The sequence below is a fragment of the Stenotrophomonas sp. MYb57 genome, assembly GCF_002966815.1.
Lineage (GTDB): Bacteria > Pseudomonadota > Gammaproteobacteria > Xanthomonadales > Xanthomonadaceae > Stenotrophomonas > Stenotrophomonas indicatrix.
The window spans coordinates 1,770,757-1,779,937 of sequence record NZ_CP023271.1 but is presented as its reverse complement, the minus strand read 5'-3'; the positions used below and the strand labels follow the sequence as shown (position 1 = coordinate 1,779,937).

Here is a 9,181-nt window from a genome sequence, read left to right as displayed (position 1 = left end):
AAGATGCCAGCGCGCCTTCGGGCGCACCTTATGGACGACGACCCTTATCCCCCAGCGCCGCGCCGGACCCCGTTCCTGAGCGCCTGCCGCCATCGCAAGCACCCGCCCTCCCTGCCACCAACCGGGGACGATGCCCGTGTTTGAAATGATCCTGATTGTTTTCGCGCTTGTTCTGCTGAACGGCTTCTTTGCCATGTCCGAGATGTCGGTCATGACCTCGCGCAAGAGCCGGCTGAAGCAGCTGGCCGGCACCTCCAAGCGCGCGGCCAAGGCCCTGGAGCTGTCGGAGAAGCCGGAAGCCTTCCTGTCCACCGTCCAGATCGGCATCACCGTGATCGGTGTGCTGACCGGCTTCCTCGGCGGCGAGGCACTGGGTGAAGCCATCGGCGGCTGGATCCAGGGGCTGATGCCGGGCTTCGCCTACGCCGGCGGCATCGGCAAGGCCCTTGCGGTCACCTTCATCACCTTCATCACGCTGATCTTCGGCGAACTGGTGCCCAAGCGCCTGGCCTTGACCCGCTCGGAGGACATCGCCGGCCTGGTGGCGCTGCCGATGAGCTGGCTGGCCAAGCTGGCCTTCCCCTTCGTCTGGCTGCTGTCCAAGACCACCCAGCTGGTGCTGCGCCTGTTCGGCCTGGGCAAGGACGAGGTCGCGTCGGTGACCGAAGAGGAGATCCGCATGCTGGTGGCCGAGAGCCACGAGGCCGGCGTGATCGACAGCCACGAGCGCGACATGATGAACCGCGTGATGCGCCTGGGCGACCGTACCGCCGACAGCCTGATGACCCCGCGCAACCGGATCGCCTGGCTGGATACGCTGGGTGGCCTGGACAAGAACCTGGAGATCATGGCCGAGCACGAGTTCTCGCGGTACCCGGTGTACCGCGACAACGACATGGACGTGGTCGGCGTGCTTGAGCTGAAATCGCTGGCCACGCGGATGGCACGCGGCGACAACGCGCTGTTCCAGACGTTGCGCGAACCACTGTACGTCTCCGAATCCACCCATGCGATGAAGCTGCTGGAGATCTTCCGCGAAGAACAGCAGTCGATGGCGCTGGTGGTGGACGAGTACGGCGAGATCCAGGGCCTGGTAACCATCAGCGATTTGATGGGCGCGGTGGTCGGCCGCCTGCAGGCAACGGAAAATGCCGACGAGGACGCGCTGGTGGTGACCCGTGAGGACGGCTCGCTGCTGGTGGACGGCTCACTGCCGATCGAGGACCTGCGCGAGCTGATCGGCAGCAACGACCTGCCCGACGCCGAGGATGGCGATTACTACACCCTGGCCGGCATGTGCATCCACTTCTTCGGCCGCATCCCGCACGCGGGCGAGTACTTCGACTGGGCCGGCTGGCGCTTCGAGGTGGTCGATCTGGACGGTGCGCGCGTGGACAAACTGCTGCTTCGCACCCTGTCCGACGAGCAGGCCGATGAGCTCACCGCCTGACGCCGGCCCCGGCGCTGCATCGCCGGAGTACCGCAACGAGGGCATCCGGACCCTGCTGGCGATGTTCGCCTTCGGTGACCCGGCCCAGCACATGAAGCTGGGGCAGATCCTGCAGGATCTGCAGCAGAGTGCCTTTGGTGTATTCCTGTTCGTCGCCATCCTGCCGGCCTTCATCCCCATCCCGGGGCTGGGCGGCGCAGTCAGCGGTCCGTTGGTGATCCTGATCGGCCTGCAGATGCTGTTCTGCATGCGCCGGCCCTGGCTGCCCGGCTTCATTGCCCGTCGCGGGCCGAAGCGCGGCACCATGCACCGGTTCCTGGATCGCATCGATGGTGCCCTGCGCCGCCTCGACCGCATGCTCAAGCCGCGCATGCCGCAACTGCTGACCCCGGCCCCCGCCCACGCCTTCAGCGGCCTGCTGCTGGTGCTGCTGGGCCTGCTGCTGTCGTTGCCGATTCCGTTCACCAACTATCTGTTCGGCTTCCAGTTGCTGCTGTTCGCGCTGGCCCTGCTTGAACGCGACGGCGCGCTGATGTTGTTCAACTGGGTGGCTGCGCTGGTGGCGATCGCTTTCTTCGGCTTCAGTTCCGGGCAGCTGGTGGGCTACACCGTCGACCTGTTCCAGCGCTGGTTCTGAGCGCCTGCCGCTGCGCTCGCCGGGCATGGCCCGGCGCTACCCTGAGCCCCGCCCGGTAGCGCCGGGACATGCCCGGCGGGTTACTGCAATCAACGCAGATCGATGAATCCGTTGTCGCCCAACCGTGCCGGCTCATCCTGCACCGCCGACAACACGAAACTCAACGCCGAGCCGAGCAGCGTGCCCGGTCCGTCCCAGTACTCGGCGGTCTCTGCACGCACGTGGATCAAGCGCAGGCTCGGGTCATCCGGGCCGCCCGGGAAGAACAGCTTCATCGCCGGCGACCACAGCTCTTCGACCTTCGCGCGGTCGTCGATGATCCGTGCCACGCCGGCTACCGACACATACGTATTCTTCGATGGCGAGGCATAGGCCACGTTGACCCGCGGGTCGAGCGCGATCTCGGCCACCTTCGGGCTGTCGGCCGCAGTGGCGAACCACAGGTCGCCATCGAAGGCGACCTGCTGGGTGCCGAGCGGACGGCTGTAGAGGCGTCCATCGACACCACGGGTGGTGAACATCGCCACCTCCACGTCCTTGATCAGTTCAGCCAGCTGGGCAATGTGCTCGGTACGCGATTCGTCCATGGGGGACTCCGGAAGTGGGAGTCCCCATCAGACGCGTCCGCACCGCAAATTGCCGTGACGCAATTGTTCAGCCCGCGTGGCGGGCGTGCCAGGCGTGCATTGCCAGCTCGAACGAGCGAAGACGCGCGCGGTGGTCGTACAGGTTGGCGGTAAGCATCAGTTCGTCGGGCTGATGGCGTTCGACGAACGCCGCAATGCCATCGGCGACCTGCTGCGGATCACCCAGCACGGTGCACGCCAGCGCCCGCTCCACGCCCAGCTTCTCGTGGGGTTCCCAGAACGCTTCGATGTCATCGATCGGCGCCGGAATCTTGCCCGGACGGCCGCGACGCAGGTTGACGAAGCTCTGCTGCTGGCTGGTGAACAACCGCCGCGATTCGGCCTCGCTGTCACTGGCCACCACGTTCAACGCCAGCATCGCGTGCGGCTGCTTGAGCGTGGCCGAAGGGCGGAATTCGCGGCGATACACCGCAAGCGCTTCATCCATGGAATCGGGGGCGAAGTGCGAGGCGAATGCATACGGCAGGCCCATCGAGGCGGCCATGCGTGCGCCGAACAGGCTGGAACCGAGGATCCAGGTCGGCACCCGCAGGCCGCCGCCGGGTACGGCCTGCACCGCCTGGCCGGGTTGCACCGGTTCGAAGTAATGCAGCAGTTCGCGTACGTCCTGCGGAAACTGGTCGGCGCTGTCGAAATAGCGGCGCAGGGCGCGGGCGGTCGGCTGGTCGGTACCCGGCGCGCGGCCCAGGCCCAGGTCGATGCGATCGGGGTACAGCGAGGCCAGGGTGCCGAACTGCTCTGCCACCTGCAGCGGCGCATGGTTGGGCAGCATGATGCCGCCGGCGCCGACGCGGATGCGTTGGGTGCCACCGGCCACATGGCCGATCAGCACCGCCGTGGCGGCACTGGCGATGCCAGGCATGTTGTGGTGTTCGGCAAGCCAGTAGCGGCGGTAGCCCAGCGCATCGGCATGCTGGGCGAGCTCAAGCATGTTGGCAAAGGCGGCAGTGGTATCGCTGCCCTCGCAGACCGGGGCCAGGTCGAGAATCGACAACGGGATCATCAGGCGGTTTTCCGTCACAAGATCCCCGTTTGATGGGGTCGCCCTGCCCCCACGGCCAGTGCCGGTGGCGGGACGCTGATTCCTGCCTGGCCGGTTCAGGCCCGCAGGCCAATGTGGAAGGGTCAGAACGCGCTGGGGCGTGGCTCGGGCAACGGCTCGTCCACCAACGGCTTCAGTTCGGCATCCAGCGCCACCCGTTCGTCGAACACAAAACAACGACCTTCGTAGCCCTCACCGCCCACTTCCTCGAAGTAACCGAGGATGCCGCCATCGAGCTGCAGCACGTTGTCCATGCCGTCGTTGAGCATCCACAGCGCTGCCTTCTCGCAGCGGATGCCACCGGTGCAGAAACTGACCACGGTGCTGTCCTTCAGCGCTTCACGATGGGGCGCCAGCGCCTCGGGCAGATCGGTGAACTTGTGGATGGGCAGTACCAGCGCATCCTTGAAGGTGCCGTACTGGATCTCCTGCAGGTTGCGCGTATCGAGCATCACCACGCGCTTGCCAGCATCATCATGCCCCTGCCGCAGCCAACGCTGCACGGTGGCAGGATCGATGGCCGGCGCGCGCGGGTAGTCCAGCGGTTGGCCATCGTCACGACGGAAGCTGATGATCTCGTCCTTGACCTTGGCCTTCAGCCGCGCGAACGGCTGGTGCTCGCTGAAGCTGGTCTTGACCCGCATATCGGCGAAGCGCGCATCAGCACGCAGTTCCGCGTAGAAGCCATCGATCGCGGACGGCGCACCCGCCAGGAACAGGTTCAGCCCCTCGCCCGCCACCAGGATCGTCCCCTGCAGGCCGGACGCCTCGGCACGCGCCTGCAGCTGGTCGCACAGGGCCTGGGGGACGTCGATGACGGCGAAATGATAGGCAGCGGTATTGGCGATCATCCCGCCATTTTAGCGCCTCCCGGCCCCGTCGACAGATTCACGGGGCGGAGCCCGTTGCGCAGCAGAGGGGTCGACCCAGCAGATCACGGGAAACTGTCAGAGGCGGGGCGGTGTGGGCAGGCGGGGGCGCAGAGCGCCATGGATGGCGCTCTACGAGGCACGCAGGAGCAGCTTTTGCCGTCCCCCGCCTGCCCACACCGCCCCGCCCACGACGGAACGCCCGCTGTTGCTGTTGCCGTTGCCTCTGCGGGTGCCGGGTGCAACCCGGCCGAACCCCCTACCCCCGCAGCAGCATGAACGGCAGCAGCACCAGTGCCGCCGCCACCGCCATGCCCAGCAGCACCAGCACCACGAACACAGGGCGGCGGCGCAACAGGCTGCCAAAGGTCTCGGCAGTGCCGTCGCGCAGGGCCTGTTCGCGCTCGGCACGGACCCGCACGCCACGGGCCGCCTGGTAGTCGGCCATCAGCGCCTTGGCACGCGGCTGGTCGGCATCCTCGCGCAGCCACAGGCCACCATTGGAGATGCCCCACGGACTGGGTTCGGTGCGGTACCAGGCGATGCCGTGCTGGTCCAGCAGCGTGCAGACATCGGCATATTCGTCGTTGCCGACATTGCGCAGATTGAGCAGGAGTTTTGCCATGCCACCATGATACCCGGCGCCGATGCGCTAACCTTGCCGCCCTCGACTCATCGCCCCTGGAGACGCCTGATGCGCCGCCTGCTGCTTCCCCTGCTGCTGTCCCTCGCCGCCGTTGGTTGCTCGTCGGAGCCGTCCGGCCCGCCGCCGGGAGGCACCATTGCCACGTTCGAGCGCATCGACACCCAGCCGGGCAGCGGTGCCGAGGCCGTGCCGGGCCAGAAGGTCAGCGTGCATTACACCGGCTGGATCTACGACGAGCGCGCCGACAACAAGCACGGCAAGACCTTCGACAGTTCGGTCGAGCGCGGCGAGCCGTTCACCTTCACACTGGGCGCAGGCCAGGTCATCCGCGGTTGGGATGAAGGCGTCGCCGGCATGAAGGTCGGCGGCAAGCGCACGCTGATGATTCCGCCGGAATTCGGCTATGGCGACCGCCAGGTCGGCCCGATTCCGGCAGGTTCGTCGCTGGTGTTCGACGTCGAGCTGCTCAATGTCCAACAGTGACGTCCGCCCGCCGCGCCGCATCGCCGTCATCGGCGGCGGCCCGGCCGGGTTGTTTGCCGCCGAGCGGCTGCGCGCGGCAGGCCTGGATGTCGATCTGTACGAGGCCAAGGGCTCGCCGGGCCGCAAATTCCTGATCGCCGGCAAGGGTGGGCTCAACCTCACCCATTCCGACCCACGTCCACTGTTCGACAGCCGCTACCGCGAGCAGGCCACCCGCGTCGGCCGCTGGCTGGATGGTTTCGACGCGCAGGCGCTGCGCGACTGGGCCGCTGGCTTCGGCGTGGAAACCTACGTCGGCAGTTCCGGCCGGGTGTTCCCGGTCGACCGCAAGGCGGCACCGTTGCTGCGCGGCTGGGTCCGCCGGCTGAAGGAACAGGGCGTGCGCCTGCACGTCAACCATCGCTGGCTGGGCTGGAGCGACGACGGCGCACTGCGTTTTGCCACCGACAACGGCGAACTGGAGGTGCGCGCCGATGCGACCGTACTGGCACTGGGCGGCGGAAGCTGGCCACAGCTGGGCAGTGACGGTGCCTGGGTTCCGGCGTTGCAGGCCCGCGCCGTGGATATCGCGCCGCTGCAATCGGCCAACTGCGGATTCGACGTTGCATGGACGCCGTTCTTCGCGCAACGCCATGCTGGCGCACCACTGAAGCCGGTCGTCGCACATTGGCATGGCCTCGACGGTGAGCCGCACACCCTGCAAGGGGAGTGCGTGGCCAGCGAGTACGGTATCGAAGGCAGCCTGATCTACGCCCTGTCGGCCGATCTGCGCGAAACCCTCAACCGCGACGGCCACGCCACGCTGTGGCTGGACCTGGTTCCGGGCCGCGACGAGGCACGGCTGCTGGCCGACCTTTCGCAACCGCGCAAGGGGCGAAGCTTCGGCGAGCACCTGCGTCGCCAGGCTGGACTGGACGCAGTGAAGACCGCACTGGTGTTCGAAACACTGGGCAAGGATGCTGGCAACGATCTGGCCGCGGTGATCGCCACGTTGAAGCGCCTGCCACTGCGCCTGCTGCGCCCGCGGCCGATGGCCGAGGTGATCAGCACGGCCGGCGGCGTGCGCCTGGACGCGCTGGACGAGGGCCTGATGCTGCGTGCCTTGCCCGGCGTGTTCTGCGCCGGAGAGATGCTGGACTGGGAAGCACCGACCGGCGGCTACCTGTTGACGGCGTGCTATGCCAGCGGACTGCGTGCGGCAGAGGGCGTGACCGCGTGGTTGGCCACGCATTGATCAACGCGCGATAGCGCCGGAAATTTCACCCCGGCCGGCGCATCTTCACCGACGCCAATGCCACGCCACTGGGATGCGGATACAGTTCCTCGCGCTCGGCGACGAAGCCCTGCCGCTGGTAGAACGGCACGGCGTTGAGCGAGGCCGACAGCACCACCTCCCGCGTCGGGTCGGCCAGGGCCAGCAACCGCTGCATCAGCGCCTGGCCGATACCCTGCCCGCCCCGATCCGGATCGACGAACAGCGCATCGATCTCGTTGCCCTCGGCATCGAACACACCGAACCCCAGCACATTGCCCCGGTCATCCTCGGCTACGACGCAGCCGCCCTGCCCCAGCAGCCGCGAATACTGCACCGGCGGCGGCGATGCCGACCAGGGTGCAATCACCTCCGGCGGATAGTGGCTGCTGCACAGCTCACGTACGCAGCGCGTTCGCAGGGCCCACAGCGTGCCCACATCATCGTCGGTACCCGTCCTGAACTGCATGCAGCCTCCTTGCATGGATGGTTTTCGTGCAGTCGAGCATGGGCTCGGTCCTGCAACGCGGGGTCATCGCGACTTGCTGGCCCGCAGCGCCTGGATCTTCGGTGGCGGCTGGAACGAATCGCTGCGTGCGTCCGCCCAGAACGAATGGAACACCGCGTGGTCGGGCACCTTGTGCAGCAGCTCGCCCGGTTCCAGGTAGCGATACAGCGAGGCCAGCGAACGGATCTCGACCGGCGACACCCGCCGCAGAATGTGTTCCGGCCCGAGCTCGGCCGGATCGTTCAAGCCCGCCGCGCACAGCAACTCCTTCAGCGCGTGCAGGGTGTGCTCGTGGAAGCTGTACACGCGCGTGGCCTTGTCCGGTGCATCCAGATGCTTCCAGCGTGCCGGATCCTGGGTCGCGATGCCGGTCGGGCACTTGTCGGTATGGCAGCTGAGCGACTGGATGCAGCCCAGCGCGAACATGAAACCGCGCCCTGCATTGCACCAGTCGGCGCCCATCGCAATGGTGCGGGCGATATCGAACGCGCTGGTGATCTTGCCGGCAGCGCCGATACGGATGTGCTCGCGCAGGTCCAGGCCGACCAGGGTGTTGTGCACCAGCAGCAACGCTTCGTGCATCGGCACCCCCACGTGATCGACGAATTCGGCCGGTGCCGCGCCGGTACCGCCTTCGGCGCCATCGACGACGATGAAATCAGGCAGCAGACCGGTCTCGTGCATCGCCTTGGCAATGCCGAACCATTCCCACGGGTGGCCGATGGCCAGCTTGAAACCAACCGGCTTGCCACCGGACAGTTCACGCAGGCGGGCCACGAACTGCAGCAGTTCAACCGGCGTGGAGAACGCCGAATGGCGCGATGGCGACACGCAGTCCACGCCCATCGGCACGCCACGCGTCACCGAGATCTCGGCGGTCACCTTCGGCGCCGGCAGCACCCCGCCATGGCCGGGCTTGGCGCCCTGCGACAGCTTGATCTCGATCATCTTCACCTGATCGTGGTTGGCATTGGCAACGAAGCGTTCCTCGCTGAAGCCGCCCTTTTCGTCACGGCACCCGAAGTAGCCCGAGCCGATCTCCCAGACCAGGTCACCGCCCATCTCACGGTGATACGGCGAAATCGAGCCTTCGCCGGTATCGTGGTAGAACCCCCCCAGGCGTGCGCCTTCGTTCAATGCGCGGATCGCATTGGCCGACAGCGAACCGAAACTCATCGCCGAGATGTTGAACACGCTGGCCGAATAGGGCTTGGCACAGTTCGGACCGATCAGCACGCGGAAATCATGCTTGGCGATGGTGGTCGGCGCCAGCGAATGGTTGATCCATTCGTAGTCCACCGCATATGTGCTGCGCAGGGTACCGAAGGGCACCGTGTCCATCTGGTTCTTGGCGCGCTGGTAGATCAGCGCGCGCTGCTGCCGCGAGAACGGCACATCCTCCAGATCGCTCTGCACGAAGTACTGGCGGATCTCCGGGCCGATCGATTCCAGGCCATAACGGAAGTGCGCCATCACCGGATAGTTGCGGCGCAGGGTGCTGCGCTTCTGCAGCAGGTCCCAGGTCCCCAGCGCCACCATCGCAGCTGTAATGCCGACGCCCCAGTACCAGGCCGGCCAGATCGTGGCCAGCCACAGGCAGATCGGAAACATCAGGATGGCGAGCAGGTAGACGATATACCGGTGCAT

The 9,181-nt window shown here is 66.6% G+C and carries 10 protein-coding genes; 4 read left to right on the top strand and 6 right to left on the bottom strand.

Going from position 1 to position 9,181, the window contains the following annotated elements; translation table 11 throughout:
• The first annotated feature begins 145 nt into the window (after window positions 1–145).
• Together CLM74_RS08230 and CLM74_RS08225 are read left to right on the top strand one after the other, a co-directional pair.
• Entirely contained in the window at window positions 146–1,450 is a 1,305-nt protein-coding gene (locus CLM74_RS08230; RefSeq protein ID WP_032952108.1) for a hemolysin family protein, read from the top strand.
• Window positions 1,434–2,087 carry an exopolysaccharide biosynthesis protein gene (locus CLM74_RS08225; protein WP_025878888.1) on the top strand — a complete coding sequence of 218 codons (654 nt, stop codon included), beginning with the start codon at window positions 1,434–1,436 and terminating at the stop codon, window positions 2,085–2,087. Before CLM74_RS08230 ends, CLM74_RS08225 begins: the two co-directional genes overlap by 17 nt.
• Before the next feature lie 89 nt (window positions 2,088–2,176).
• Here the strand turns inward: CLM74_RS08225 and CLM74_RS08220 are convergent, their stop codons facing one another.
• The 4 genes from CLM74_RS08220 to CLM74_RS08205 all read right to left on the bottom strand — a co-directional run bounded on the left by CLM74_RS08220 (window position 2,177) and on the right by CLM74_RS08205 (window position 5,270).
• A complete protein-coding gene (locus tag CLM74_RS08220; protein ID WP_025878887.1) occupies window positions 2,177–2,674 on the bottom strand; it encodes a pyridoxamine 5'-phosphate oxidase family protein in 498 nt (165 codons plus the stop codon).
• 67 nt (window positions 2,675–2,741) lie between these two features.
• A complete protein-coding gene (locus CLM74_RS08215) occupies window positions 2,742–3,737 on the bottom strand; it encodes an LLM class flavin-dependent oxidoreductase (RefSeq protein ID WP_032976501.1) in 996 nt (331 codons plus the stop codon).
• Window positions 3,738–3,859: 122 nt separating this feature from the next.
• Window positions 3,860–4,627: a sulfurtransferase gene (locus tag CLM74_RS08210; RefSeq protein WP_105163829.1), complete on the bottom strand. Its 768-nt coding sequence runs from the start codon at window positions 4,625–4,627 to the stop codon at window positions 3,860–3,862.
• Window positions 4,628–4,904: 277 nt separating this feature from the next.
• Window positions 4,905–5,270 (bottom strand): DUF6164 family protein, encoded by a 366-nt coding sequence (locus tag CLM74_RS08205; protein WP_032976499.1) that lies wholly within the window; start codon window positions 5,268–5,270, stop codon window positions 4,905–4,907.
• Window positions 5,271–5,339: 69 nt separating this feature from the next.
• On the opposite strand from CLM74_RS08205, the gene CLM74_RS08200 reads away from it, so the two are divergent.
• Window positions 5,340–5,774 carry an FKBP-type peptidyl-prolyl cis-trans isomerase gene (locus tag CLM74_RS08200; RefSeq protein ID WP_025878883.1) on the top strand — a complete coding sequence of 145 codons (435 nt, stop codon included), beginning with the start codon at window positions 5,340–5,342 and terminating at the stop codon, window positions 5,772–5,774.
• Window positions 5,761–7,008: a TIGR03862 family flavoprotein gene (locus tag CLM74_RS08195; RefSeq protein ID WP_105163828.1), complete on the top strand. Its 1,248-nt coding sequence runs from the start codon at window positions 5,761–5,763 to the stop codon at window positions 7,006–7,008. Before CLM74_RS08200 ends, CLM74_RS08195 begins: the two co-directional genes overlap by 14 nt.
• Before the next feature lie 25 nt (window positions 7,009–7,033).
• Here CLM74_RS08195 and CLM74_RS08190 read toward each other — a convergent pair whose 3' ends face one another.
• Window positions 7,034–7,495 carry a GNAT family N-acetyltransferase gene (locus tag CLM74_RS08190; RefSeq protein ID WP_033830792.1) on the bottom strand — a complete coding sequence of 154 codons (462 nt, stop codon included), beginning with the start codon at window positions 7,493–7,495 and terminating at the stop codon, window positions 7,034–7,036.
• A gap of 63 nt (window positions 7,496–7,558) precedes the next feature.
• Complete coding sequence (locus CLM74_RS08185) at window positions 7,559–9,181, bottom strand: FMN-binding glutamate synthase family protein (RefSeq protein WP_025878880.1); 1,623 nt, start codon at window positions 9,179–9,181, stop codon at window positions 7,559–7,561.